Source organism: Vreelandella sp. DA03-1M (assembly GCF_055725665.1).
In genome coordinates this window covers 3659828-3686441 of sequence record NZ_CM146798.1, presented here as the reverse complement: position 1 = coordinate 3686441, position 26614 = coordinate 3659828, and the positions used below count along the sequence as shown (strand labels likewise).

At 55.1% G+C, this 26614-nt stretch carries 22 protein-coding genes; 13 read left to right on the top strand and 9 right to left on the bottom strand.

Features of this window, described 5'->3' with window-relative positions:
* Positions 1-227 precede the first annotated feature (227 nt).
* Positions 228-1052, top strand: a complete 825-nt coding sequence (locus ACXUPB_RS17205; protein WP_472953617.1) for a manganese catalase family protein — start codon at positions 228-230, stop codon at positions 1050-1052.
* Between the two features lie 61 nt (positions 1053-1113).
* Entirely contained in the window at positions 1114-1617 is a 504-nt protein-coding gene (locus tag ACXUPB_RS17200) for a ferritin-like domain-containing protein (RefSeq protein WP_035565238.1), read from the top strand.
* Between the two features lie 144 nt (positions 1618-1761).
* Here ACXUPB_RS17200 and ACXUPB_RS17195 read toward each other — a convergent pair whose 3' ends face one another.
* Entirely contained in the window at positions 1762-2346 is a 585-nt protein-coding gene (locus ACXUPB_RS17195; protein ID WP_472953614.1) for an SCO family protein, read from the bottom strand.
* Between the two features lie 4 nt (positions 2347-2350).
* Entirely contained in the window at positions 2351-3190 is an 840-nt protein-coding gene (locus ACXUPB_RS17190) for a cytochrome c oxidase assembly protein (RefSeq protein ID WP_472953612.1), read from the bottom strand.
* Between the two features lie 123 nt (positions 3191-3313).
* On the opposite strand from ACXUPB_RS17190, the gene ACXUPB_RS17185 reads away from it, so the two are divergent.
* Positions 3314-3700, top strand: coding sequence for a c-type cytochrome (locus tag ACXUPB_RS17185; protein WP_472953611.1), 387 nt, complete (start codon positions 3314-3316; stop codon positions 3698-3700).
* Between the two features lie 95 nt (positions 3701-3795).
* On the opposite strand, the gene ACXUPB_RS17180 is transcribed toward ACXUPB_RS17185, so the two are convergent.
* Entirely contained in the window at positions 3796-4425 is a 630-nt protein-coding gene (locus ACXUPB_RS17180) for an ATP-grasp domain-containing protein (RefSeq protein WP_472953610.1), read from the bottom strand.
* A 453-nt stretch (positions 4426-4878) separates the two neighbouring features.
* Here ACXUPB_RS17180 and ACXUPB_RS17175 point away from each other — a divergent pair, with 453 nt between their 5' ends.
* From ACXUPB_RS17175 to ACXUPB_RS17165, 3 genes are all read left to right on the top strand, one after another.
* A complete protein-coding gene (locus tag ACXUPB_RS17175) occupies positions 4879-5685 on the top strand; it encodes a Crp/Fnr family transcriptional regulator (RefSeq protein ID WP_472953608.1) in 807 nt (268 codons plus the stop codon).
* Between the two features lie 455 nt (positions 5686-6140).
* Positions 6141-7184 carry an ectoine hydroxylase gene (thpD, locus tag ACXUPB_RS17170; RefSeq protein WP_472953606.1) on the top strand — a complete coding sequence of 348 codons (1044 nt, stop codon included), beginning with the start codon at positions 6141-6143 and terminating at the stop codon, positions 7182-7184.
* A gap of 118 nt (positions 7185-7302) precedes the next feature.
* Positions 7303-7968, top strand: a complete 666-nt coding sequence (locus ACXUPB_RS17165; RefSeq protein WP_472953605.1) for a fumarylacetoacetate hydrolase family protein — start codon at positions 7303-7305, stop codon at positions 7966-7968.
* Between the two features lie 160 nt (positions 7969-8128).
* Here ACXUPB_RS17165 and speA read toward each other — a convergent pair whose 3' ends face one another.
* Positions 8129-10069: a biosynthetic arginine decarboxylase gene (gene speA, locus ACXUPB_RS17160; protein WP_472953603.1), complete on the bottom strand. Its 1941-nt coding sequence runs from the start codon at positions 10067-10069 to the stop codon at positions 8129-8131.
* A complete protein-coding gene (locus ACXUPB_RS17155) occupies positions 10066-11025 on the bottom strand; it encodes a homoserine kinase (protein WP_035562468.1) in 960 nt (319 codons plus the stop codon). The genes speA and ACXUPB_RS17155 overlap by 4 nt, the downstream gene beginning before the upstream one ends.
* A 175-nt stretch (positions 11026-11200) precedes the next feature.
* Here ACXUPB_RS17155 and polA point away from each other — a divergent pair, with 175 nt between their 5' ends.
* From polA to cydC, 6 genes are all read left to right on the top strand, one after another.
* Positions 11201-13987, top strand: coding sequence for a DNA polymerase I (polA, locus tag ACXUPB_RS17150; RefSeq protein WP_472953602.1), 2787 nt, complete (start codon positions 11201-11203; stop codon positions 13985-13987).
* Positions 13988-14169: 182 nt separating this feature from the next.
* Positions 14170-15741, top strand: coding sequence for a cytochrome ubiquinol oxidase subunit I (locus ACXUPB_RS17145; RefSeq protein WP_179916527.1), 1572 nt, complete (start codon positions 14170-14172; stop codon positions 15739-15741).
* The gene (gene cydB, locus ACXUPB_RS17140) at positions 15738-16880 is read left to right on the top strand and encodes a cytochrome d ubiquinol oxidase subunit II (RefSeq protein WP_472953600.1); all 1143 of its coding nucleotides are present in this window, start codon (positions 15738-15740) and stop codon (positions 16878-16880) included. The genes ACXUPB_RS17145 and cydB overlap by 4 nt, the downstream gene beginning before the upstream one ends.
* A gap of 12 nt (positions 16881-16892) precedes the next feature.
* On the top strand, positions 16893-17012 hold the full coding sequence (gene cydX / locus ACXUPB_RS17135) for a cytochrome bd-I oxidase subunit CydX (RefSeq protein ID WP_035561958.1): 120 nt from the start codon (positions 16893-16895) through the stop codon (positions 17010-17012).
* A complete protein-coding gene (gene cydD, locus ACXUPB_RS17130; protein WP_472953599.1) occupies positions 16996-18711 on the top strand; it encodes a thiol reductant ABC exporter subunit CydD in 1716 nt (571 codons plus the stop codon). Before cydX ends, cydD begins: the two co-directional genes overlap by 17 nt.
* On the top strand, positions 18699-20438 hold the full coding sequence (cydC, locus tag ACXUPB_RS17125) for a thiol reductant ABC exporter subunit CydC (protein ID WP_472953597.1): 1740 nt from the start codon (positions 18699-18701) through the stop codon (positions 20436-20438). The genes cydD and cydC overlap by 13 nt, the downstream gene beginning before the upstream one ends.
* Before the next feature lie 52 nt (positions 20439-20490).
* On the opposite strand, the gene ACXUPB_RS17120 is transcribed toward cydC, so the two are convergent.
* Positions 20491-21516, bottom strand: coding sequence for a Fe(3+) ABC transporter substrate-binding protein (locus ACXUPB_RS17120; protein WP_179916531.1), 1026 nt, complete (start codon positions 21514-21516; stop codon positions 20491-20493).
* A 229-nt stretch (positions 21517-21745) separates the two neighbouring features.
* Between ACXUPB_RS17120 and ACXUPB_RS17115 the strand changes: the two genes are divergently transcribed.
* Complete coding sequence (locus tag ACXUPB_RS17115; protein WP_339934212.1) at positions 21746-22849, top strand: ABC transporter ATP-binding protein; 1104 nt, start codon at positions 21746-21748, stop codon at positions 22847-22849.
* A 7-nt stretch (positions 22850-22856) separates the two neighbouring features.
* On the opposite strand, the gene ACXUPB_RS17110 is transcribed toward ACXUPB_RS17115, so the two are convergent.
* The 3 genes from ACXUPB_RS17110 to ACXUPB_RS17100 form a co-directional block, all read right to left on the bottom strand.
* Positions 22857-24542, bottom strand: coding sequence for an ABC transporter permease (locus ACXUPB_RS17110; protein ID WP_035561973.1), 1686 nt, complete (start codon positions 24540-24542; stop codon positions 22857-22859).
* Between the two features lie 196 nt (positions 24543-24738).
* Positions 24739-26073: a TRAP transporter large permease gene (locus tag ACXUPB_RS17105; RefSeq protein ID WP_035561976.1), complete on the bottom strand. Its 1335-nt coding sequence runs from the start codon at positions 26071-26073 to the stop codon at positions 24739-24741.
* The gene (locus ACXUPB_RS17100) at positions 26070-26573 is read right to left on the bottom strand and encodes a TRAP transporter small permease subunit (protein WP_008957595.1); all 504 of its coding nucleotides are present in this window, start codon (positions 26571-26573) and stop codon (positions 26070-26072) included. Before ACXUPB_RS17100 ends, ACXUPB_RS17105 begins: the two co-directional genes overlap by 4 nt.
* Positions 26574-26614: the final 41 nt, after the last annotated feature.

Below are 26614 nucleotides of genomic sequence, written 5' to 3'. Positions count from 1 at the left end.
TTAAAAAGGACTATTTAAAGTTCAGATAGCTTGAAGTGCTCAGCTTGGTGACTATTCTCCATATTGCTCGATTAGAAAAGGCTCAAGGATGAGAGGAAGTTAACCAACAAGGGAGGGAACCCTTAATGGTTATCGCATTGGAAGCTACCAACATACTTAAGGAAGAGCCTTAAGCATACTGTCAGGGAAAGGAATTCCTGACAGTCTACCTACAAGGAGTGCAACCTATGTTTCATCATTCCGCAAAATTGCAGTATCCAGTGAAAGTCGATAAGCCTAACCCTGAGTTTGCGATGCTGCTTCAGCAGGCCATTGGGGGTATCGAAGGCGAAATCCGCGTTGCGATGCAGTATTTTTTCCAGGCAATGGGCGCGCGTGGCGATGATCGTATTCGTGACATGCTGATGTCGACAGCGACAGAAGAGTTATCGCATATCGAGATGTTGGGGCACGCGGTTGCGCTTAATTTAGAAGGGGCGCCGGTTTCTTATCAGGAAGCCACTGCGAAAGACCCAGTCATGAATGCCATTCTAGGCGGTGCCAATCCACGCCATTTATTATCCTCTGGCCTGTCCGCTATGCCGGTCAACGCCAATGGCGTACCGTTTGATATGAGCCATGTTTATGCAACCGGTAATATCGGCGCTGATATGTTGGCAAACGCCACCGCGGAAGCTGGCGGCAGGGTACTTGCCTCGCGCTTATATAACTGGACTGATGACCACGGCATGAAAGATTTCTTATCTTTCCTCATTGCCCGCGATACTTACCATCAGCAGCAGTGGTTAGCTGTTATTGAAGAGATGGGCGGTATGAAATCGCAGTTGCCTATTCCCAACTCGACGCCTGAAGATCATGAGAATATGCAACACTCCTACTACTACCTGAATACGCTGCTCGACAAAGAAGCACCGAAAGGTCGGTGGGCTGAAGGCCCCTCTCTAGATGGTAAGAGTGAGTATTCTGTCGTCAATCAACCTGCCCCTGAAGGTCAGGAAGCAAAACTTGGTAATGCTAAGCCAGGCTCAGGCGCTCAAAAAGAGCAAATCTGAGTTTAGCTAGCTAAACGAATGTAAGCATATGAACGCGTAGGTTTAAAAAGGAGAGTCTGCAATGGAAAGCAAACACTTGGTAGATTGGCTTCGAGATGCGCATGCAATGGAGAAGCAAGCGGAGAAAATGCTGCAATCCCAAGCACATCGCTTAGAGCATTATCCGCAACTGCAAAAGCGTATTGAAGAGCACATTGAAGAAACCAAGAACCAATCGCAAAAGCTTGAACACTGCTTAACGCTCTTGGGCGCTGATACCTCCACGTTCAAAGATATGGGCGCTGAATTAACCGCCTTTGGCCAAGCAGTGGGCGGTATGATGGCGGAAGATGAGGTGGTGAAAGGTGGTATTGCGAGTTACGCGTTCGAAAATTTTGAGATAGCTAGTTATAAAGCCATTATCAAAGCGGCTGATATGGCGTCACAACCTGAGGTCTCCCAAGTTTGTAAAGAGATTCTTCAGGAAGAAATAGCCATGGCCGATTGGCTGAGTAAGCACTTGGACGATACTACTCAGCAATTTTTAGCGCGTGATAAGGATGATGATTTGCGCGCTAAGACTTAGCTTTTGCTAAGGCCTAGCTTTTGAGACATCGCTTTTTTGCTCTTTCTCCCATCAGAGCAAAGCCCATTCCCCAGCTATAATGCTGGGGTTTTTTCTGCCAGCCGATTCAATGATGGAATGCCCGGCTGGCTGCTGCAACGCCGTTCAATGCGCTAGAAGGCGGCTCAGGTCGGCCATCACCGCCTCTTTAGGGTCATCTTCGCGAATCAGCAACTGAGCGTCGCCATCACGGTCGAAAGCGAAGACGGCGTTGGAGTGCGATACATCATAATTGCCAGCCTCGTCTTTCTCACCATAACCGTACGTGACGCGGTAGCGGCGCGTCAGGGCCTGTAAAGCCTCTTCATCACCGGTCAAGCCGGTGAACTCAGGGCCGAATGCGTCGGTATACTCTCGCAACTTGGCGGGGTCGTCGCGGTTAGGGTCGACAGACACAAACAGTATTCGCAAATCGTTTTGGGCCTCTTCCCCCAATTCCTGCGAGATCGCTGCCAGATTTGCCAGGGTGGTGGGGCAAATATGCGGGCAATGAGTAAATCCGAAGAAGAGCAGGGTGACATTACCAGCATAGTCGGCTTCAGTGACCGAGCGGGCTTCTTCACTGATTAGCTCGAAATCCAATGGTGGCATAAGCCCGGAGATATCCTTGGTCTGCCAGCTTGGGTCAGAACAGCCGACCAGCCATAGCATTCCTGACAACAGCGCGGTCTTGCATCCTGTTTTATACATAGCGTTATCCATAGCGATACATGGACGAACGTTTACCGAGCAAACGGCCGATAATGATCAACACCGCCAGCACACTCATCATGGTCGCTGGGATCCAGGTGATCAGGCCGCCGAGCCGCTGGTCCGTTAATGGTGCCAGTGGCCAAGCACGACCACAAACGGCATACACGTCAAACAGCACGTTATGGCTGAAGGTGAGGTAGGCGCCCAGCAACATCTGGGGCGGCACCACGGCAAGCAACAGGGTAATGCGTACGCCATAGCTGAGCCCGCCATTTGCGGGCCAACGGGAATCGAGTATTAACCACCAGAAGAGTAGCCCATCAACCAGCATGCTCCAGTTCATCAACTGGTAGAGACGATGACTCAGCATCGCGTCGAAATGAACCTGGGGAATTAACCAGAAGTAGATCAGGCCCACGAACAGCAGTGGAGCGATTACCGGTTGCTGCAAAAGTCGATAACCAGGCCTGAGCATCTGCGCAGCGAAAGTAACCGTTGGCAAATTTCTCACCCGATGCGGTATGCCTGCGGTGAGTATTGCCAGCGGGGCCGATAAGGCGATCAGAAATGGCGCTAAATGATGCAGCACTAGATGCTGGCCGCGGTGGACGAAAAACATGTATTGCGCTAAATAATCGAAATGTGTCTGAGACACCGTATAAATAGCCACGATACCCAAGAAAAAGGCGAAAGGGCGCCAGAATCCTTCATGCAGACCACAGCGCCGCCGATGAAGCAGGCCGCGGAAATAGAGACCTGCGCTAGCGAGGCAGGCGAGAGTCCAGCTAGGGGAGAATTCCCAAGGCAGCAGATAAGCAAGGCTACTGTCGAACTCCCCCATTACACCTCCTAAATAGCAGCACATTGGTAAGGATAGACACTACAGAAAATTTTTCCCGATCAGCCTGTATCTGGCTACGCATGCCGCAGCTTGGCCGCCCTCGGGTGAGACGCCGCCGCTTTTATGGCCCAGCACTGGTTGCCATTACTGAGCTGTATCACCATGGATGCTGCTGGCCCAAGGGTCAATCGCGGTAACAAGCGGTGGTTGGCGATAGGCGTCAAGTTTCCCAATGCCGAACGAGGGCGCCTGGCGATGTATGGTTATGCCTGTATTGCCTGCCAGCGGATTCCAGGGTTAGTTGGGCCACAAGCCGATGTTAGTCCACCTTTGGCGGGAATGGGAGAGCGCCGCTACATCGCAGGGGTGCTTTCCAATAACAACGATAATAGGGTGCGTTGGCTTCGTGATCCCACCCAAGTGGACCCTCTTACTGCGATGCCAGACCTGGAGGTCACGGAGCAGGACGCCAGGGATATAACGGCGTATCTTGAAACGCTCACTGAATAGGCTTAAAAACTACGCCGCCCTTTAAGGATGTACTCGGGCGGCGAGGTGTGAAAGCAACGGCTTGTGAGCCTGGCTATTAGTTCAAAAATTAGCTTTTAAGACCTGAATTCACCTTGAAACATGGTGCCTTCAGGGGCGCCTTGTACACCACTGATAATTTCCTCTGTGATACAAGCATTGCCACCTAATTGCTTAATTTCTTCCGGGCTATCAGCGTATTCCAGCGCCTCATTAAATGGATCGCCTAGCTGGTTAATATTTTCTCTTATCTCTTCTATCGCTGCTTCAAACTGCTCGAAATTCTCAATTTTAAAGCCAAGGTGGGAGGAAAAAGCTTTTACAGGCTTAATCCAGAAGGGATAGTTTAAGGTGACTTGATCAAATGGCGTTTCTGAAAAGGGGTCAACGCCGCAAAAGCGAGGCACTACTTCTGGAATAACTTTTTGCTGCTTTATTCGGCTCCAGAGTTTATGCTCGCACTTTAAAACACTGGTCACAGAAGGTAAGGGGATTCCATACTCTTTGCATAGAATGGGGACTAAAACACTGGTAGGAAAGTCCCATTGTGCAATAATGGCGTCTACGGTGCCTGGATAGCTAGCGAGTTCTTCTCTTGCGGATTCCAGCACTTCGTTAAAAGAGAACTTTTCTGCTTCAACCGCTGTATCGACCGTGAGCAGGCCGTGTATCTCCAGCTCTTTTGACTGGCGCAACGTTTCAAGCATGGCTTTTGCTTATCTTCTAAGGCTACTATGAAAATATTCCTTTGCATGGTGACGTCCTTGAAAGTTAACAGTAGCAATAAAATAATGACGTAATGAAGCACTAATTAACTTTAAAAAAGTGCATAAGGATTATAGAGCTTCAAAATCATTTCTTTCATTATTAATAACATATGTTATAACTGGCTCGGCTATTTTTATATTTAATAAATATCAATAATAACTTATATTTACACGTTATAACCCTATGCTAATATTTTATTTAGCCTGCTAATTTTTATGCAATGAGAGTTAACGTATGTTAAGAAATGACTTTTAAAAATGGTGGCTGAGCTTGTGGAAACGCGACGTGTTAACTATTATTCTACCTCTCGGTTAACTTTTTATATGTACGTAGATTGTAAGGTTTTTCTTTGCGAAATAGGTTTTGTCTAACTACAAAGGAGTGTAGAGAAGATGAGCAATGCAATTGATATGCACAGTGAAGTTTTTAAAGGGAGCGACCATTATGCTCAGTTACCCAGCGTGACAGGCTTGCAAACCAAGGACATTAATCTTGGCAATATACTCAGCCATTATGCAGAGGTTGGGTCTGAATCTTTAGAGATTTTGTCGCGTGTAAATGTCAAAAATATGGAGTTGAAAAGAAACTATAAGTTATACTCGTTGTGTCAAGGAAGGGCAGAAATATTTATTGTAAAACAAGGCTGGGTAAGCTTGTGCCATACTTTTAAAAGTCATGGGGAAGATATATGTAATGTCTACATGCCGGGCGATATTGTTGGCTTGCGAGAAAGCTTTTTCGATAATCATGATATTACAATACTGGGGTTGCAGAACTGTCAATTAGATAAAGTTTCTGTTAACGAAGTGCATGATTTATTTAAAGAAAATGCAGATATAAAAAGAGCTGTCGTTTCTTATATCATGGTGAATGACAATATTACTATTGAAAGGCTTAGAAGTTGTACTCACCATAAGGCTGAAGAGCGCGTTGCGCATTTTTTGCTTGAAATATATGCAAGATATAATTTCAAAAAGCTGATTGATTCAAATGTGTTTTCTTTTCCTATTACTCAAGAGGTGGTAGGCGAGCTGTTAGGTATCACAAGCGTTCACGTTAGCAGGTGCATGACTGCTTTAGAACAAAAAAAGCTAATTAGGAAAAGTCGTAATACTGTTAAACTATTAGAGCCAGAGTTATTGGCAGAGTGCACTGGGTTCGATGAAAGTATAATTTATGGGCATCTTCACTTTTTTTGAATTTTCTTGTTTTTGAATAAGTGTATTAATATGATTAAAGGCTACTATGAATTGGTGTTGGTGTTTTTTTAAAGAAGCACTTTTTTAATCTGGGTGGTTTTTGCCCACTTATTTTTTCTAACGTTTAAGCGCTGGCTGTGAGCTAGTTTTTACAAATATGGTGGCTGAGCCCGTTTATGTAAGAAATGTATTCTTTAGTATTTAGTGGGGTGCTGATGAAGAAGTTTATAATCTTGATGATTTTTATGGAGCAGATAAGAAGTTATTAGTCGCTTCTAGGCATTCGTAGAAGGTTTAACTAGCACAGATAAACGCAGATAAAAAAGCTTCAATTTTTTTCACGTAACACACGTTATGAAAAACGTTATTAACCCTTGCATGCTGATTTTGTTTGTCTACGCTGTGCCCTGCAACATCATTCGATCTGAAACCTAATCATACAAGGAGTGGATTAGATGACAGTCAAAAGCACACCGCTAAATGCGGTAAACGCCCATAAGCAATATAGCGAAATGGCGGATTCCCCTAGTGTTCAGCGCACAACAGAAGCTCAGCGCGCCCAGGCTGAAAGCAAACAGGTCCAAAGCAAACAGGTCCAGGATGCCTACCCGTCGCGCTTGGCCACCACGCCTGAAACCATCTCTGCAACCAGCTGGCTGCCGCGTCAAGAAGCGGTCGTGAAAGGTCGTCAGCTTTCCGGCCCCTTAAGCCAAGCGCAGCTTGATGAGTTCGAGCGCAAAGGGTTTCTGTTTATTCCCAACCTCATTGAAGGCGCGGAGCTTGATGAGCTACGTCAAGAAATGACGGCGCTGATGAGTAACGATGAGTACCGCAATAAAGAATTCAGCGTGACAGAGCCAGAAAGCCAGGAAATCCGCTCACTCTTTGCGGTGCATTTCCTCTCTGAACGCTTAGGTGAACTGGCCAGCGACGAGCGGGTAGCGGGCGCTGCGCGTCAAATTATTGGCGATGACCCCTATGTGCATCAGTCGCGGATCAATTATAAGCCGGGGTTTGCCGGTAAGGGCTTTAACTGGCACTCCGATTTTGAAACCTGGCACGCGGAAGATGGCATGCCGGCGATGCATGCAGTGAGTGCTTCGCTAATCTTGACCGACAACCACGAGTTCAACGGGCCGTTAATGCTGATTCCCGGTTCACACAACAAGTTTGTGCCGTGCCTGGGGGAAACGCCAGAGGATAACCACAAAAGCTCGCTGAAAGCGCAGGAAGTGGGCGTACCAAGCCCGGAAGCGCTAACCGAGCTAGTGGCTGAACACGGTATTGAAGCGCCGAAGGGTAAAGCGGGCGGCTTGCTGCTGTTCGATTGCAATACGCTACATGCGTCGAATGCCAATCTTTCGCCTGACCCACGTAGCAACGTGTTCTTTGTTTTTAATCGTCGCGATAACCGTTGTGAAGCGCCCTATGCGGCAGCTAAGCAGCGTCCTGACTTCTTGGCTCACAGCCTTGACCAGCAGGCGCAGCAGTATCGCTAACGAATGGTGGGGAAACAAATTGCTGGCTGAAGGTTGTGGAACCTTCGTCTAGGTGGGGTAAACTGTTGCGCCTGTCGTTGCGAATGCGGCACGCATAATGAGAAGGAGAATACCCGCCATGCGTTTTGTTCTACAGTTCACCGATGGCCAGGAGTTTCCCCACGCGTTGGGCAAAGTTGTCTGCATCGGCCGTAATTATGCCGACCATGCGAAAGAGTTGGATAATCCGGTTCCTACAGAGCCGTTGCTGTTTATTAAGCCGGCCACCAGCGTCGTGGATCTAAGCAAGCCCTTGGATCCACCATTTTCACGGGGCGATGTTCATTATGAAGCAGAGCTTGCTCTGTTAGTGGGCGAAACCTTAACCCATGCCACTATGGATGAAGCCGAAAGGGCGATTGTCGGTATCGGCTTGGCCATGGATTTAACCCTACGTGATGTGCAGACGACGCTTAAAGAGAAGGGGCATCCTTGGGAAATCGCCAAAGCCTTTGATGGCGCCTGCCCGCTTTCGTCGTTTTTGCCATTAAGCCGGGTGCCCAATTGGAATGCGCTGGCTTTCACGCTTGAGATTGATGGTGAAGAGCGCCAGCACGGCGAGGGGGCTGATATGATTTTTGCTATCCCGTCCTTGGTGGCCGAAATGAGCCGCCACTTTACCCTTGAACCGGGTGATGTCATTTTGACCGGTACGCCTTCAGGCGTTGGAAAACTCGTTCGCGGCTCGTCACTGTGCTTAACCTTGACTGGTGGTTTGAAAATCGAAACCAGCGTAGTCGAGTAGTTAAACGAGTTGCGAGACCCTCGAGGTATATGTTGAGTACGCGATCACCAAGGTTATTGTAAATTGTGACGATCAAAGAAAACGCCACCCCGTAATCAGGGTGGCGTTTCTTGTTTTAGCCGACAAAAACGTTCGCTAGGGCCAAGTGGCTCAAGCCGCGTTACTCAAGATACGTATAGCCTTCCAGCCCTTCGCTCAAGCTTGCCGCAAAGCGGGCTTGTTCATCGGCCGTAAAGCCGCTGGCGGCTAACTGGTCGGTGAGCTTTTGCTTAAGCACGTTGGCATTGAAGTTGACGTAGGCAAGCACCTGCGCCACTGAATCACCCGCTAGCGGGTTGGAGAGCGTCCACTCGCCATCGGCATTAAGCGCGGCATCGACAGAGTCGGTATCGCCGAACAAATTGTGTAAATCGCCAAGAATTTCCTGATAGGCACCTACCAGAAAGAACCCTAACCAACGCTCGTCATCAGATGCCCACTCGGGCAGAGGCAGGGTGCTCTCCACGCCCTGGCCATCGACATAGCTGTCGATGCGGCCATCGGAGTCGCAGGTGATATCCTGAATCACTGCTCGACGCGTTGGCGCTTGATCCAGCCCGCTAAGGGGCAGCACCGGGAATATCTGCTCGATGCCCCACACGTCAGGCACCGATTGGAACAGGGAGAAGTTGACGAACAGCTTGTCGGCCAGCTTCTCCGCTAGCTCGTCCATGATCTCTCGGTGGGCACGGTTACGGGTGTCAAGTTGGGTACGCAGCCTCGCGCAGGCAGCCATGTAGACACGCTCGCCTTCCGCGCGGGCGGTAATGTCACTCAGGCCCATGACAAAACGGTCCTGCAGTTCGCTGACCGCCTGAAGCAGGTCGTGCCAGGCTTCCACCAGCATGCGTGGCTCTTGGTGCGTTGCCAACTGCTCAAACACCCGCCAGAAAAGCTCTACTTGGGCATCTTCCTGTTTCTCTTCTTGGCCCTTTCCTAGCGAATAGCGTTCAGGCGGCGTGTTATCAATACGCTCTTCGCCAATTACGTTGGTGATTAGCACCGCGTGGTGGGCGGTTAGCGCGCGGCCGGACTCGCTGATCAGATGCGGCTGGGGCAGGTCGGCCTCTTGGCATAGCTGGGCAAAGGCACTGACGACATTGCGCGCGTATTCGCGCATCGAGTAGTTGGCCGAGCAGAAGCTGCGCGAGCGGGTGCCTTCGTAATCGATTCCTAAGCCGCCGCCAACGTCCACGGTATCGATGGGCGCGCCCAGCTGCATCAGGTTTTGATAGAAACGGGCGCACTCGCGCAGGCCACGCTGGATATCGCGGATGTTGGCGATCTGCGAGCCCAAGTGGAAGTGCACCAGTTGCAGGCTTTCCAGCGCGTCCTCGCGACGAAGGGTGTCGACCACCTCGAGAATCTGGCTGGCGGTCAGCCCGAACTTGGATTTTTCACCGCCGGTATTCTGCCATTTGCCTTTGCCCACCGAGGCAAGGCGGGCGCGCAGGCCAATACGCGGGGTAACGTCGAGTTCGCGGGCCTCTTCCAGGATCATCTGCAGCTCTGAGAGCTTCTCGACCACCAAATAAACCTTATGGCCGAGCTTCTCCCCCAGCAGCGCCAGACGCACGTACTCGCGGTCTTTGTAGCCATTACAAACGATTAGCGAGGAGCCGCCATCGGAAAGCGCCAGCACCGCCAGCAACTCCGGCTTGCTGCCCGCTTCTAGCCCCACGCGGCCACTCCCGCGCTCGGCGGTGGCCAGAATTTCTTCCACTACGCGGCGCTGTTGATTCACTTTGATGGGGTAAACGGCGGTGTAACCACCTTGATAGTCGCAATCACTCATGGCGGCATCAAAGGCGCCACACAGCTGTTCGACCCGGTCATGGAGAATATCGCTAAAGCGCACCAGTACCGGCAGGCGTAGCCCGGCGCTTTGTAGTTGACGCACCAGCGCACTCAGCGGAAGCGCCGGGCCTTCTGCATCGCTACCCAGCGGGCGGACAAGGGCTTGGCCGTGGTCATCGACATCAAAGTAGCCGCTGCCCCATTGATCGATATTCCAGGTGCGCCGAGCACGCAACGCAGGGCTAGTAGTGGCCGTCACACTCATGCAGTTACCTCAGGCAGCGGCAGCGCACCGTGGGCAATGCGCGCGGTTAAAATAGTACGGAAACGCTCCGGGTCGTGGGGCGTTAAATCATGCGCTGGCGGGTCAACGTAAACCACCAGCAGACGTGATAACCAATAACGCAGCGCCGTCATGCGCAGCATGGTGGGCCATAGCTCGCGCTCATCCGCCGTTAATGGTCGGCGTGCCAGATAGGCGCTCAATAGCGTGTCATAGCGCTCTGCGTTAAGCGTGCCGTCGTCGTTGGAAGCCCAGTCGTTGATTACAATCGCCAGGTCGAACAGCAGATCGCCGGTGCAACCGTTATAAAAGTCGATAATACCGCCCAACTGATCACCCTCAAAGAGGGTATTGTCGCGGAAAAGGTCGCCGTGCAGAGCGCCTTGCGGCAGCTCATTGTGCTGAATAAAGGCGCCCTCAAAATCGTCGACTTCATCCTTCATCAAGGTTTGATCTGCTGGGCTTAGATAGCTCAGCACCTTGTGGTGCATCACATGCAGCCAGTTGATATCCCGCGGATTCGGACGGTGGCCGGGAAAGCGTTTTGAAACCACGTGCAGGCGGCCCAGGGTATCGCCCAGGGCGTGGCACTGAGCCAAGTTGGGCGCTTCCGGATGACGGCCGGGCAGGCGTGGAAACAGCAGCGCCGGTTTACCTTCCAGGCTATGCAGGGCAACGCCTTCGCGGTCATGAATCGTGCCGGGCACCGGCAGGCGGTGCTCGTCTAAATAGTCGAGCAGTTCGACAAAGAACGGCAGCTCTTCATGCTCGCCCTGTTCGAACAGGGTTAACACCAGCTCGCGGCGGTCAGTGGTGACAAAAAACGTCGAGTTTTCGGTGCCGCTCGCCACCCCCTGTAGGGAAACGAAACTGCCAACATCAAATTTTTCTAAAAACGCGGCGACCTGTGCGTCGCTAAGCGGGGTAAATACAGCCATGAGAGTCTCGCCCAGGTTGCTAAGCCCATTATTGTAGCGGCTTGGTCGCTGAGTTGGCAGCGTTGTTGTGATAACAGAATAGAGTTTGACTCTGCAGGCCGCCTGCGCAGCGGGTATCATGTGAGTAACTCTTTTTAGCACTTATTTTTTTATGACTCTCTTTAGGAACTTGGTTATGGCTCGCGCTCCGATCGTCCTCGTCGATGGCTCCTCCTATCTTTACCGTGCCTTTCATGCGCTACCGCCGCTAACGACCTCCAGTGGTCAGCCGACAGGCGCGGTGAAGGGCGTGTTGAATATGCTCAAGCGGCTGATTAAGGATTACCCCGAAAGCCCCATGGCGGTGGTTTTCGACGCGCCGGGCAAAACCTTCCGCGATGAGATGTACAGCGACTACAAAGCCCACCGCCCCCCCATGCCCGATGACCTGCGCAGCCAAATTGCGCCGCTGCACGCCTGTGTGAAAGCGCTGGGCCTGCCGCTGCTGTGCATTGAAGGGGTGGAGGCGGATGATGTGATTGGCACCCTGGCCCACCACGCCACCCAAGCAGGGCGCGATGCGGTCATTTCCACCGGCGACAAGGATATGGCGCAACTGGTCAATGCCCATATCACGCTGGTCAACACCATGAAGGATGAAACCCTGGACGAGGGGGGCGTGGAGGATAAGTTCGGCCTGCCCCCTGCGCTGATTATCGATTTTCTCGCCCTGATGGGCGACAAGGTCGATAACATTCCTGGCGTGCCCGGCGTGGGTGAAAAGACTGCGATTGGTCTACTGCAAGGCATGGGCGGCGGCCTGGAGACCATTTATAGCGATTTAGAACGGGTCAAAACGCTTACTTTTCGGGGCGCAAAAACGCTGCCCAAGAAACTTGAAGAGCATCGCGATCAGGCCTTCCTTTCGTATCAGTTAGCGACCATCAAGGTCGATTGCGATTTGCCGGTGGGCCTGGATGACCTGGATATCGCTCATCCCGACCGCGAAGCGCTGGTCACGCTGTATAAAGAGATGGAGTTCCGGCAGTGGCTAGGTGAGCTGCTGGAAGGCAAAGATGAAGGCGTAGATGATGTGAAAGGCGGCGAACCTGTCCCTGCCAGCGCTGACGATAGCGAGCCCGAGGGCACGGAGGCTCCTGCCAATGGGAGCGCCGCCCGTGAAGATCATGTCATCCTCGAACAGGCAGACTTTGAGCGCTGGCTGGATAGGCTACAAAACGCCGAGCGCTTCTGTTTTGATTTGGAAACCACCAGCCTCAACTATATGGATGCAGAAATCGTCGGCGTCGGCTTGTCGCTGGAAGCGGGGGAGGCGGCCTATATTCCGCTGGCCCACGACTATCTGGATGCCCCCCAGCAACTTGACCGCAAAACGGTGCTGGCGGCGCTAAAGCCGCTGCTGGAAGACCCGACCAAAACCAAGATTGGCCAGAACCTCAAATACGATATTTCGGTGCTGGCCAACTACGCCATCTCAGTGGCGGGCCCGTTTGCCGACACCATGTTGGCGTCGTACGTGCTCAACTCCACGGCCACCCGCCACGATATGGACTCGCTGGCGCTGAAGTATTTGGGCGAAAAGACCATCTCCTTTGAAGAGATTGCCGGTAAGGGCGCCAAGCAGCTGACCTTTAACCAGATTGCCCTGGAACAGGCGGCGCCTTACGCCTGCGAAGATGTCGATATCACCCTACGGCTGCAGCAAACGCTACGCCCACAGGTCGAAAACGAGGGGCGCTTGGCCGAAGTGCTGGATAATATCGAACTGCCGCTGATCAAAGTGCTCTCGCGCATTGAGCGTAATGGGGTGGCGGTGGATGCGGATCTACTGCACAAGCAGAGCCAGCAGTTAGAAAAGCGTATTGGCGAGCTAGAGCGCGAAGCGTTTGAACTGGCCGGGCGGGAATTTAATTTGGGCTCACCCAAGCAACTAGGCCAGATTCTGTTTGAAGAGCAGAAGATCCCAGTGCTTAAGAAAACGCCCAAAGGTGCGCCCTCTACCGCGGAAGGTGTGCTGGAAGAGCTGGCGCTGGATTACCCACTGCCCAAGGTGATTATGCAGCACCGGGGGCTGGCCAAGCTTAAGTCCACCTATACCGATAAGTTGCCTAGGCTGCTCAATAAAGCCACTGGCCGGGTGCACACCAGCTACCACCAGGCGGTCACCGCCACCGGGCGGCTGTCGTCGTCGGACCCGAACTTACAAAATATTCCTATTCGTACCGAAGAGGGGCGCAAGATTCGTCAGGCGTTTATCGCCCGCCCCGGCTACCGCATTGTCGCCGCTGACTACTCGCAGATTGAGCTGCGTATTATGGCGCACCTTTCCGAAGATAAAGGGCTGCTGGAAGCCTTTGCCGAAGGACGCGATATCCACACCGCCACGGCGGCAGAAGTGTTTGGCACCTCCCTTGATAAGGTCTCTGGCGACCAGCGACGTAGTGCCAAAGCGATCAACTTCGGCTTGATCTACGGCATGAGTGCCTGGGGGCTGTCGCGCCAGCTGCATATCGAGCGCAATCAGGCACAAACCTATATTGATCGCTACTTTGACCGCTATCCCGGCGTGGCCCGTTATATGGAGCGTATTCGCTCCCAGGCAGGTGAAGATGGCTTTGTCGAAACCGTGCTGGGTCGGCGGCTCTACCTGCCGGAAATCCATTCGCAGAACCGTAACCGTCGCCAAGGCGCAGAGCGCACCGCGATTAACGCGCCGATGCAGGGCACGGCCGCCGATATCATCAAGCAGGCGATGATCGACGTGGATGCGTGGTTAGCGGAAGGCGAGTTCGATGCGCTGATGGTGATGCAGGTGCACGATGAGCTGGTGTTTGAAGTGGCCGAGAAGCAGGTCGAAGCGTTTATCGAGCAAGTGCAAAAACGCATGCAGGGCGCGGCGGAGTTGAAAGTGCCGCTGATTGTCGAAGCGGAAAGCGGCGCGAACTGGGATGAGGCGCACTAGCCAGGTGATAAGGGCATTTTGTCGCAACCGCACCATGCATAGATAAGGAATTGACCAGGATCAAAATTTTGGCTCGGGTGGAGGCATAACCTTATACCCATCGCCTTTGCCTGGGTGAGCGCCAGTCAGTGGCTTCCCGGTGGGGCGAAGGGTGTGTTTACGCTATCCATCGGGAGTCACTCATGGACATTGTTGAATTATCCAGGTTGCAGTTCGCCTTTACGGCGATGGTGCATTTCCTGTTTGTACCTTTAACGCTAGGGCTATCGATACTGCTGGCGATTATGGAGACGGTCTATGTGATGACCGGTAAGACCATCTATCGTCAGATGACCAAGTTCTGGGGCAAGCTGTTCGGTATTAACTTTGCGTTGGGGGTAACCACCGGCATCGCTATGGAGTTTCAGTTCGGCACCAACTGGTCGTACTACTCTCATTATGTCGGCGATATCTTCGGCGCGCCGCTGGCGATAGAAGCCTTGATGGCGTTCTTCCTTGAGTCGACCCTGGTCGGGCTGTTCTTTTTCGGCTGGGATCGTCTGTCAAAAGAGAAACATCTGGCGGTTACCTGGTTGATGGCGTTGGCGACCAATATGTCGGCCCTGTGGATTCTGGTGGCCAATGGCTGGATGCAGCATCCCGTGGGGTCAGAGCTCAACCTTGCCACCATGCGTATGGAGTTGACCAGCTTTGCTGAAGTGCTGCTCAACCCCGTTGCCCAAGTCAAATTCGTGCATACCGTGTCGGCGGGCTACGTCACCGGCGCGGTTTTCGTGCTGGCGATTTCAAGCTGGTACCTGCTCAAGGGTCGCGAGATCGCCTTTGCCCGGCGCAGCTTCACGATTGCGTCTGCCTTTGGCTTGGCTAGTGTACTGTCGGTGATTGTTCTGGGCGACGAGTCTGGTTATGAGCTGGGAGACGTCCAAAAGGTCAAACTGGCCGCCATCGAGGCCGAATGGCAAACCCATCCCGCTCCGGCCGCCTTTACCCTGTTTGGGCTGCCCAATGAGGCTGAACAGCGCACCGACCTAGCCATCAAGATACCTGGCGTGATGGGCTTGATCGCTACGCGCTCGCTGGATACCGAAGTGATGGGGATCCGCGAGCTTAAGGCGGAGCACCGCGAACGCATCGTCAACGGCCAGGAAGCCTATGCCCTTATGCAGCGCCTGCGCAGCGGTGAAGAGCGCGAAGGGGATCAGGCCCGGTTCGAGCAGGTGCGCAGCGATCTCGGCTATGGGCTGCTGCTTAGCGCCTATAGCGACGATGTGGCCAATGCGACGGCCGCCGAGATTAACCAGGCCGTAGAGGCGTCGATTCCCAAGGTTTGGCCGCTGTTCTGGTCTTTTCGGGCCATGGTAGCCGCTGGCTTTAGCATGCTGCTGCTGTTTGCCCTGGCCCTCTGGCATAGCCTGCGCCGTCAGCCTGAGACGTCCCCTTGGTTACTGCGCTTTGCGCTATTCAGCCTGCCGCTGCCCTGGATCGCCTGTGAAGCGGGCTGGTTCGTGGCTGAGTACGGCCGTCAGCCGTGGGCCATCGGCGAGATCCTCCCGGTGCACCTGGCTATTTCCAGTCTGACTGCTGAGCAGGTGCTCACTACCCTGATTGCCATTGGCATCCTTTACACCACCTTCGTCATCATCGAAATGTGGTTGATGCAGCACTTTGCCCGCAAGGGGCCTTCCGGTAGCGGTTACCTGGATGATGAAGCCGATTCCGGCTACCTAATTTCCACCCCGCCACGGGAGGCATGATGATGGACTACGAAACACTTAGGTTTGTCTGGTGGGTGCTGATCGGTGTGCTGTTGATCGGCTTCGCGGTCACCGATGGATTTGATATGGGCGTTGCCACCTTGCTTAAGGTCGTTGGCCGCAACGATCTTGAACGTCGGGTGATGATCAACTCCATGGCGCCTCACTGGGACGGCAACCAGGTCTGGCTGGTGACCGCCGGGGGCGCACTGTTCGCTGCCTGGCCGCCGGTTTGCGCAACCGCTTTCAACGGCTTCTATTTCGCTTTGATGTTGACGCTGTTCGCGCTTTTCCTGCGCCCCTTAGCGTTTGATTACCGCTCCAAGTTGGACAACCCCACCTGGCGCAGTCGCTGGGACTGGGGGCTGACGATCGGCTCCGCCGTTCCTGCGCTGATCTTTGGTGTCGCCTTTGGCAATCTTCTCCAGGGCGTTCCCTTCCAGTTCGATGACTATCTGCGTTTGGAGTATCAGGGCGGCTTACTGGGGCTATTGAATCCGTTTGCGCTGTTGGCCGGGCTGTTGAGCCTGCTGATGTTTGTCACCCACGGCGCGGCCTGGCTGCAGCTCAAAACCGAGGGTGAGCTACGCAGGCGGAGTGCGGCCATCGGCAGCCTCACCGCATTGGTGTGCGCGGCACTGTTCGTGCTGGGTGGGGTCTGGCTGCTATGGGGCGTTGATGGCTACCAGGTGGCCAGCGTGATCGACACCCAGGGCTACAACGATACCACTGGCAAAATCGTCACGGTCAGTGTTGGCGGTTGGATGACCAACTACAGCCGCTTCCCGCTGTTATGGCTACTGCCGATAGTAGGCGTATTGGGTTTTGTGCTCTGCTCGTTGACCATGAAACTGGGGCGGCATGCGCTGGCATTTACCAGTTCGGCCATTGCTATGGCCATGGTGGTGGTCACCACTGGCGTGACGATGTTCCCTTTCGTGATGCCGTCGACACTCAACCCTAATCATAGCCTCACCATGTGGGATGCCACGGCGAGTGAGCTGACGCTCAAGATCATGTTTGTGGTGGTGTGTATCTTCGTGCCGTTGATATTGCTCTATACCGCCTGGAGTTATTGGGTCATGCGCGGTCGCCTAAATGAGCAGTTTATTCGTGATAACGACAAAGCACTTTACTGAGGAGATGATCCTATGTGGTATTTCGCCTGGATTTTGGGTGTCACGCTGGCAGCTGTCGTCACTGTTCTTATCGCCATGCGGCTTGAAGTGAATGGTTATGAAGGCGAAGCCGAGCATGAGCGGAGCGACTGACGTTATTGACCCGGGGCAGCGGCTGAACCGCTGCCTGGCCCCGCAACGCTGGTGGTTGCGGGGCGCCACACTGCTTGCGCTGATCGGCGTGGTACTGCTGATTACCCAGAGTTGGCTGCTGGCGGCACTGTTCCATCACTGGTTACTGCTCTGGCAGGGCCGGGAGTCGCTGGGCCACCCGTCGGCATGGTTAGCAGGGCTGGCAGTGTGCATGGTGCTCCGCCCTTTGCTCCACGCCGGCCGTGAAGGGGTATCTCGCCAAGCCAGTCGGCATGCCCGTGTCGCCTTACGCAGCCAGTTATTAACGCAACTTGGCCGTCTTGGGCCGGTGAGGCGCCAATTTGGCAGCGATGGTGCCTTGGCCACTCAGGTGCTGGAGCAGGTGGACGCCCTGGACGGCTACATTAGTCGCTATCGGGTACAGAGTCTGCTGGCCGTTGTCGTTCCCTGCCTGATCGCGGCGGTGGTGGCGTTGCATAGCCCGTTGGCCGCGGGATTAATGCTGATGACCGCACCCTTGGTGCCGCTGTTTATGATCCTTGTGGGCCGTGCCGCTGCGGGTGCCAGTCAGCAGCAGTTCACGGCGCTGGCGCGTATGGGTGGCCGCTTTCTCGACCTGGTTCGAGGGATGGCGACGCTGCAGCGCATGGGGGCGACCGACCAGGCGGAGGCCAAGGTCGCCCAGGCAAGTGACGCCTACCGTGGGCGTACCATGCGGGTGCTTAGACTGGCCTTTCTATCTAGCGCGGTGCTGGAGTTTTTTGCCGCGCTGGCGATTGCCCTGGTGGCGCTCTATCTTGGCTTGGGCTTGCTTGGCCTATTGCCCTGGGCGAAAGCAGACGTTCCGGTGCCGTATCAGGGAGCGCTGTTTATTTTGCTGCTGGCGCCCGAGTTCTATGCGCCGCTACGCCAATTGGGCAGCGATTATCATGCCCGTGCCGAAGCGCTGGGCGCCATGCAGGCGTTGTCGCCGCTGCTGGAAGCGGATACTTGGCAGCCCCAAGGGTTGCCGCTCTCTCCAACAGCGGTAAGCGGTGAGTCTCTTGCTGTTGAATGCCGCGAGTTAAGCGTTAGCGGTGAGGGCGGGCGGCTTCGGCTGGCGCCGCTTAATCTGACGCTGGCCGCGGGCGAACGGCTGTTGGTGCAGGGCGAGAGTGGTGCGGGCAAGTCGAGTCTTTTACAAGCGCTGCTGGGGTTTACCGCCTACCAGGGCAGCCTCAAGGCGAAGGGTTGTGAACTTTCCCAATGGCCTCGCGACGCCTGGCAACGCCAGCTTGGCTACCTTAGTCAGCAACCGCCGATACAGTCTGGCAGCATTGCGGAGAATCTGCGTTTGGCGGCCCCAGACAAATCTGATGCAGAGCTTATTGAAGTGCTCACCCAGGTCGGACTTTGGCCAATTCTGGTTCGTGGTAATGGGCTTGCCACGCAGTTGGGTGAGCGCGGGCAGGGGCTTTCCGGTGGCCAGCTACAACGGCTGGGGTTGGCGCAGTTACTGCTTCGGGATGCCGCGCTATGGCTATTCGATGAGCCCACGGCCCATCTCGATCCGGATGCCGCCTGGCAACTCAATGCATTGATTGGAAAGCTTAGCCTCGGGCGTAGCGTGATTATCGTCAGTCACGAGTCGGCGGGGTTGGAATGGGTCGACCGTACAATAGAGCTGACATCAAGAGAGGCCATGGCATGCTGCGGCTAAACAAGACCTCCTCCGCGGAACAACCTCCCACTATCCGGCTGCGTGATTTGCTGTTGCTTCGGCGCGGCGGTTGGTCGCTGGCGTTCTTGCTGGGCGCCGCCACGCTGCTGGCCGTTATCGGCTTGCTGGCCATTTCAGGTTGGTTTATTACCGCCGCGGCGGTGGCCGGAACGGTGACAGCGAGCGCCTTCGGCTTCGACTATTTTCGTCCCGCGGCTTTGATTCGTCTGTGTGCCATCGTTCGCACGGCCGGGCGCTATGGTGAGCGCCTAGCCTCCCACGATGCCGCCCTGGGGTTGCTAAAAGACCTGCGTTGTCGGCTTTTTATGGCATTGGGACAAACGCCTTTACAGCCGGCTTCCCGTTCATCGCACTACGGCACGGCCAGTACCATGCATCGGCTGGTCAGTGATATCGACCAGCTTGATCAGGTAGTCTTGCGAGCACTGCTGCCCTGGGGCTGGGCCGGGCTAATGGTGATGGTCGTTATGGCTGGCCTTTACTGGTTGAGTGAAACCCTACTTTGGGCCGCCGCGCCGGGGTTAATGTTAGCCTGGCTGGGGCTGCCGTTACTGGCGTTATGGCGCGGTATGGGTCAGGCCCGCCAGAGGGCTGAGTTTGCCGAGCATCGTCGGGTGGCACTGATTGAGCCTTTGGCAGCGATTACCTCGTTGGTGTTGTGGGGGCGTTGGGCGGATATGGCGCAACGCGTGAAAAATCACGATGCCGACTATCTGGCCCACCAGGAGCGGCAGCAGTTGCTGGCTAGCCTGACCATCGCGTTGCAGCAGGTAGCGTTGGGAGGCGCCATTGTGGGCGTGCTATGGCAGGCAGAAGGGCTATTGGCGACTAGCCATTTGACGGTGCCGATGCTGTTAGCCGCGGTATTGGCGATCCTGGCATTAGGGGAGATTTTGGCGCCGCTGGCCAACAGTTTTCTAGCCTTGGGGGCGAGCCTTGCCGCACGGGATCGTCTCAATGCCCTGGTGGAGGTAGCGCCAAGGGGGCAAGCTGGCATTGAGTTCGCTGACACCACACCGCCTGCTTGGCATCTCAACGTCAACCAATTAACCGCCAGCCTGCCCGGTGCACTGGTGGGGCCGCAGCGTATTAGTCTGGCGTTGCAGAGCGGTGAAATACTTTGTGTGCATGGCCCCTCAGGTTGCGGGAAATCGACCCTGTTGCAGGTGTTGGCCGGCGAGCTGGTGCCGCTTAGCGGGGAGTGTTGCCTTAACGGCCACTCTATTGAGCAGTGGTCGTTTCACCGTATCGTTGGCTACCTGCCCCAGCAGTGGGACTTGTTTGATATGAGCCTGGCGGAAAACCTACGCCTCGGTGACCGCGATGCCAGCGATAGCGAGCTATGGAGCATTCTCGACGATCTGGCGCTGGGCGCGTGGGCACGCGACTTGCCCCAGGGCCTGGAGACGCCTTTGGGTGAGTATGGTGCTGCCGTTTCCGGCGGGCAGGCGCGGCGTATCGCCCTGGGGCGTGTGCTGCTGGCGCGACGGCCGATTCTACTGCTTGACGAGCCATTAGCCGGGCTGGATGCCATGACACGGCAGCAAGTGGTTGCTAGCCTTGCGCGCCGTACAAGGGATGGGATCGTGGTTATTGTCAGCCACGTGCCCTTAGAGCTGCCAGCAAGCCGGGTTCGTAGCCTCTATATCCAGGAAGATGGCCGCCCCCTGCAGTCCCCCGTGCTCGCCTGTTTAGACGCGCTATAACGCAAAACCCCCGCAGCTACGCTGCGGGGGTTTTTAGTACGCGTTAAATCACTTAACGCCAGCCGACGCGATCAAAAATGCGGATCGCTTCAGGGTTGTTCTCACCTAGTACGCTGATGTTGACGTCATCTGTTTTGAAGTTGCCCCAGGATTCCAGGACTGGGTCTTTCTTGATGCCTTCAACCACCGGGAACTCGTTGTTGCCAGAGGCAAAGATTTCCTGGGCGGTGTCGGAAGCCAGGTACTCAAGGAAGCGCACCGCGTTTTCGCGGTTAGGCGCACCTTCTACGACACCGGCGCCGCCAACATTAACGTGGGTGCCGCGGTCATCCTGGTTGGGGAAAATAATACCCACTTTACGCGCCGCTTCACGCTCGGCATCGTCGTCAGATTTCAGCAGGCGAACATAGTAGTAGTGGTTGGCCACGGCAATATCGCACTCGCCGCTGGCAACGCCGAGAATCTGGTCGGTATCGCCACCTTCCGGATCCCGCGCCATGTTATTCACAACGCCCTGGGCCCACTCTTCGGCACCCTCTTCGCCGTGGTGCTCAATCATTGAGGCCAGCAGCGACTGGTTATAAATATTGTTGGAAGAGCGGATGCATACTTTGCCTTCGAACTGCGGGTCGGCAAGATCTTCGTAGCTAGTGATCTGGCTCGGGTCGAAGTTTTCACGGTTATAGTAAATCGCCCGGGCGCGCTGACTAAAACCAAACCACAGGCCGTCAGGGTGGCGCATGGATTCAGGTAGCCGCTCGTTGAGGACATCCGATTCAACGCTTTGGAAGATGCCTTCGTCTTCCGCGCGCCACAGACGGCCTGCATCGACGGTAAGCATCACGTCTGCGGGGCTTGCCACGCCTTCGCGCTGAATGCGCTCGATCAACTGGTCGGAGTCGCCTTCAAGGATGTTGACTTCGATGCCGGTCTCTTCGGTGAACGCATCGTAGAGGCGTTCGTCAGAGTCATAGTGGCGAGCAGAGTAGAGGTTGAGTTCATCTGCAGCGACCTGACCAGCAAACGTAGCGCCCACCATCATCGCTGCCATTGGAGCAACAAAGCGTACAGTTTTCATCGAGCACATCCTTATTTATTGAATGATAATAAGTTGCATTATTAACATCTTTATTGAAGCGTTTTGACTGCCTGACGTCAAGGCTTAGCGTCTACGTAAAAGGTGTTACGTGCATAACCAGTGAATAAAAAATAGAATGCAAACAACTTTCAAACGTATTGAATCCGCGTTTAGGTTTTGACAGTCGCGGTTTGCGTACCTGAACCGTGTTAATTAACAGTGGTGATATATGACAGCAACCCTCAAGGTCGCCCCGTTGGCGCCCAGTACAACGGCGTTGTCCCTTCACAATGTGTGCCATGCCTATGACGGCCATGCGGTTGTCAAAGGGGTGGATTTAAGCGTTGCACCGGGTGAAGTGGTTTGCCTGCTGGGCCCCTCCGGGTGCGGCAAGACCACGCTGCTGCGCATTGCAGCGGGGCTGGAAGTACTGCAAGAGGGCAGCGTAGCGCTGGACGATATTACGATTGCTGCGCCGGGCCAGCGCCACCTGCCGCCGGAAAAGCGCAATGTAGGGCTAGCGTTTCAAGACTCGGCGCTGTTCCCCCATCTCACCGTGCTGGAAAATGTCACCTTTGGGCTCAAGCACTTGGCCTCCGGTCAGCGCCGCGAGCGGGCCAAACAGCTGCTCGAACAACTGGGCATGGCTGATTATGTCGATGTCTACCCCCACATGCTCTCGGGCGGACAACAGCAGCGGGTAGCTCTGGCACGGGCGTTGGCGCCGTCACCGCGTCTGATGCTGTTGGATGAACCCTTCTCAAGCCTGGATGCGCGCCTGCGCGACCGTATCCGCGACGATACGCTGCACGTATTGAAAAAGGTCGGGGCGGCGACCCTACTGGTGACCCATGACCCTGAAGAAGCCATGTTTATGGCCGATCGCATCGCGCTCATGCGCGATGGGCGAATTGTGCAGACGGGAACGCCGCGAGAGCTTTACTGCGCGCCGCAAGACCCCTTTGTGGTGACCTTTTTCGGCGACGTCAATGAGCTAAAGGGCAAAGTGCATAATGGCGCTGTGAGCACGCCTGTTGGGCGGGTGCCTGCCCCCGGATTAGCGGAGGGTAGCGACGCGCAAATCATGATACGCCCCGAGGCGCTGCGTATTGTTGAGCGAGATCTGCCTGCTGATGCCCATCGCCATAGCCATGTGGTAATGGCGAAGCTACTCGGACGCACCAGCCTGCTACACCTGTGTGCCCATAGCGAAAACGGCCTTGAGGCTCACCTACACGCGCGCGTACCGGGGGTGTTTCTACCCGCGGAGGGGCAGCCGGTGGATATCCATCTCGACCTTTCCCAGGTGTTTGTTTTTCCGCTCTCGTCCTAGGATTTCCTCACGACTTAGCGCCGGGACGCGAGCGGCGCATGGCCATGCTGAGCAGAATCACCGGCAGAATGCCAACGACTACAATTGCCAGTGATGACGTCGAGGCCTCGGCCAGCCGCTCGTCAGAGGCCAAGTTGTGCGCCCGCACCGCCAGCGTGTCGAAGTTGAAGGGGCGCAGAATAATCGTCGCCGGTAGCTCCTTCATCACATCAACGAAGACTAAAATCCCCGCCGCTAACAAACTGCTACGCATCATCGGCGTATGAATATGGCGTAGCGTGCCGCCTGCGGTTTGGCCCAGGGTGCGCGAGGCGGCATCCATACTGGGCGTCACCTTGCCTAAGCTGGCTTCTACCGCATTGAACGAGACAGCCAAAAAGCGCACCACATAGGCGTACAGCAGAATAAACGCCGAGCCACTGAACACCAGGCCGATAATGTAGCCATAATGATTATTCAGCCAGGTATTCAGTGCGTTATCCAGCCAGGTAAACGGAATTAGAATACCCACTGCGACGACCGAGCCGGGAATCGCGTAGCCCATGGAAGCGACCCTGGCAGCCACCCGCGCAAACGTCGTGTCGTGCATGCGCACGCCATAGCTCAGCACTACCGCCAGGCCCACGGCGATTAGCGCCGCGACGGTTGCCAATCCCAGGCTGTTCCAGGCATAGCCGATAAAGCGCGAGCCCCACAGCGAATCGCCCCCCTGCAGCGCTAAATTAAGCAGGATGCCGCTGGGGAGTAGAAAACCCACCAGCACGGGGAAAAGGCAGGCCAGCATCGCTGCGGTGGCACGCCAGCCGTGCAGCGCGTATTCAGGCAGTTGCTGATAGCGGTTGGTGGTATGGAAATAGCGGCGCTTGCCCCGCGACCAGCGCTCCAGCAGCACTAAAACAATCACGAAGGTAAGCAGGCACGCTGCCAACTGCGCCGCCGCGACTTGTTCGCCCATGCCGAACCAGGTGCGGTAAATGCCGGTAGTAAAGGTATCGACACCAAAGAACTGCACAGCGCCGAACTCGTTTAGCGTCTCCATCAATACCAGTGATACCCCGCCCACCAGCGCCGGACGAGCCAGCGGTACGGCGACGCTGGCGAACAGCCGCCAAGGGCCGCGCCCAAGCGTGCGGCCCACATCCAGCACACACACCGACTGCTCCAGGAATGAGGCGCGAGCCAGCAGGTAGACGTAAGGGTAAAGCACCAGGGTAATCACCGTTGCCGCGCCGCCCAGCGAGCGCACATTGGGAAAGTAGTAGTCGCCATACTCCCAGCCAAACGTCTCGCGTAGCAGACTCTGTAACGGGCCAGCGAATTGGAGGAAGTCGGTATAGGCGTAGGCGATGACATAGGTAGGCACCGCCAGTGGAAGCAGCAGCCCCCACTCGAATATCCGTTTACCGGGGAAGCGACACATCACCACCAGCCAGGCGGTGCCGGTGCCGATGACCAACGTGCCGAGGCCCACGATCACCACCAGCCAGAACGTATTATTCAAGTAGCGACCCAGGACCGTGCTAGCCAAATGCTGCCATACGCCATCGGTGGGCATCGCGATATGGGCAAACACCACCAGCACTGGCAGAGCAACCACGAACGCCACCGCGATCAAGGCTATCGACCAGGGGCTGGCACGACGGCCAAGCGCAGAGGTGGCGGCGGATAGCCCGCGATAGCTGGATCTGAACAAGCGAACACTCCTTGGATTGACGGAAAACAGTCGAGGAAAGCCGGAAAGTGGCGCAGCGCACTGAATGCGAAATAGTGACGGGCGTGAATAGTAGCATTGGCGCTGTTCTACTGCAGCTTTGCAGACTCTTCGTTAATACAAAAAAAAGCCCGCCGGAGCGGGCCATAATGGTTGGACGATAAGCTTTGGGAAAGGCCTAGTAATCCAGCATCATGCTTGGCAGACCGGTGATCAGCCATGGGAAGAACGCCATCAACGTACACGCCAGCAGAATCAAGGCGACGAAAGGCACTACTGCTTTATACAGATCGACGATTTCTACCCCTGGCGGTGCCACGCCTTTTAAGTAGAACAGCGCATAGCCAAAGGGCGGGGTCAGGAACGAGGTTTGTAGCACTACCGCCACCATCACGACGAACCAGAGCATATCGACGCCCATGGTTTCGACGATGGGCAGCATGATCGGAAAGCTCAGCAGCACGATGCCGGTCCAATCCAGGAACATACCCAGCACGAACACCAGGAACAGCATTAGGATCAGCGCGCCCACCGTGCCACCAGGCATTGCCAGCACTAACTCGCTGATCACGGTCATGCCGCCGCCGCGGGAGAACACGCCGGTAAAGGCAGTGGCGCCGACTAATACCAGCATGACCATGGTGGTGGTCTTACCCGCTTCTATCATCGTCCAGAAGCAGGTGCTTATTTTGCGATCACCAAAAATCAAAAACAGAATGAACGCGATAAACACGCCGATGGCCGAGGCCTCGGTCGCCGTAGCGATACCGGTAAACAGCGCACCCAGCACACCCAGAATCAACGACATGGGGGGAACCACATACTTGGCCAGCATGATCAGCAGTTGTTTGGTGCTGACTTCGGCCCGTTCTTCTACCGGTACCTTGGGGCCGTAGCTGGGTTTGATATAGCAGATGATCAACACGTAAAGGGCGTACATAACGCCGAGCAGCAGGCCCGGAATCAGTGCGCCAGCAAACAGTGCGCCCACGGAAACCGGTGAGTAGCTGGCCATCAGAATTAACATGATGCTGGGCGGTATCAAAATGCCCAGACAACCGCTGGCCATAATGACGCCCGCGCTCAGTTCTTTGTTGTAGCCATACTTGAGCATCGGCACCAGGGCGATCATGCCCATGACGGCAATCGAGGCACCGACAATACCAGTGGTGGCGGCCAGCAGCACCGACACGATAACCACGGTAAGGGCTAGGCCACCGCGCAGGTTAGCCAGCAACAGCCGCATGGCATCAAACATCTTCTCGGTGACGCCGGAGTCGTTCAGGAACCTCGCCATCAAAATGAACAGCGGTATCGCCACCAGCACATAGTTGTCCATGGCGTTACCGAAAATATTATTAATCAGGGTGCCGAGGATACGCTCGCCAGGGCCGAGAAAAGCGCCGATAACCGCGACACCACCCAGCACAAATGCCAGCGGATGGCCCATAAACAGGCCCACCATCAGGCCACCAAACATCACCAGCGTGAGCATTTCAGGACTTAGGTTCATGCTGATGTCTCCTCGCGAAGCTGCATGATGGCACGCAGCACAATAGCAATTGCCTGCAGCAGAATCAGGATGGCGGCGACCACAATCACCCCTTTAATCGGGTAGACCGGGATTGAGACCATGCCATAAGTGGTTTCACCGCGGCTCCACGCGCGTTCAAAGAAGCTCCAGCCCAGGGTGATCAGCATCCAGATAAAGGGGACAAAGAAAATTAGGTAACCGAGCACTTCAAGCACGGCTTGCTTCCTACGTGATAGCAGCCGTTTCAATACGTCGACTTCCACGTGGGCATGGTGGCGGAGTCCGTAAGCCGCCATCAGCATAAAATGGGCGCCAAACAGCATCTTGGTAACGTCAAACGCCCAGTCGCTAGGGCGCCCAAACAGAAAGCGTGACGCAATGTCGTATAGAACAATCAGGGTAATGATGGCAATCAATGGCGCGATGACGCGCCCAAAAGCTTCATTGATAGCATCGATCGCCTTGGCAATCGCATTCATGGAAGATCTCCGCGGTCAGCACAAAAAAACCGCCCCGGTAA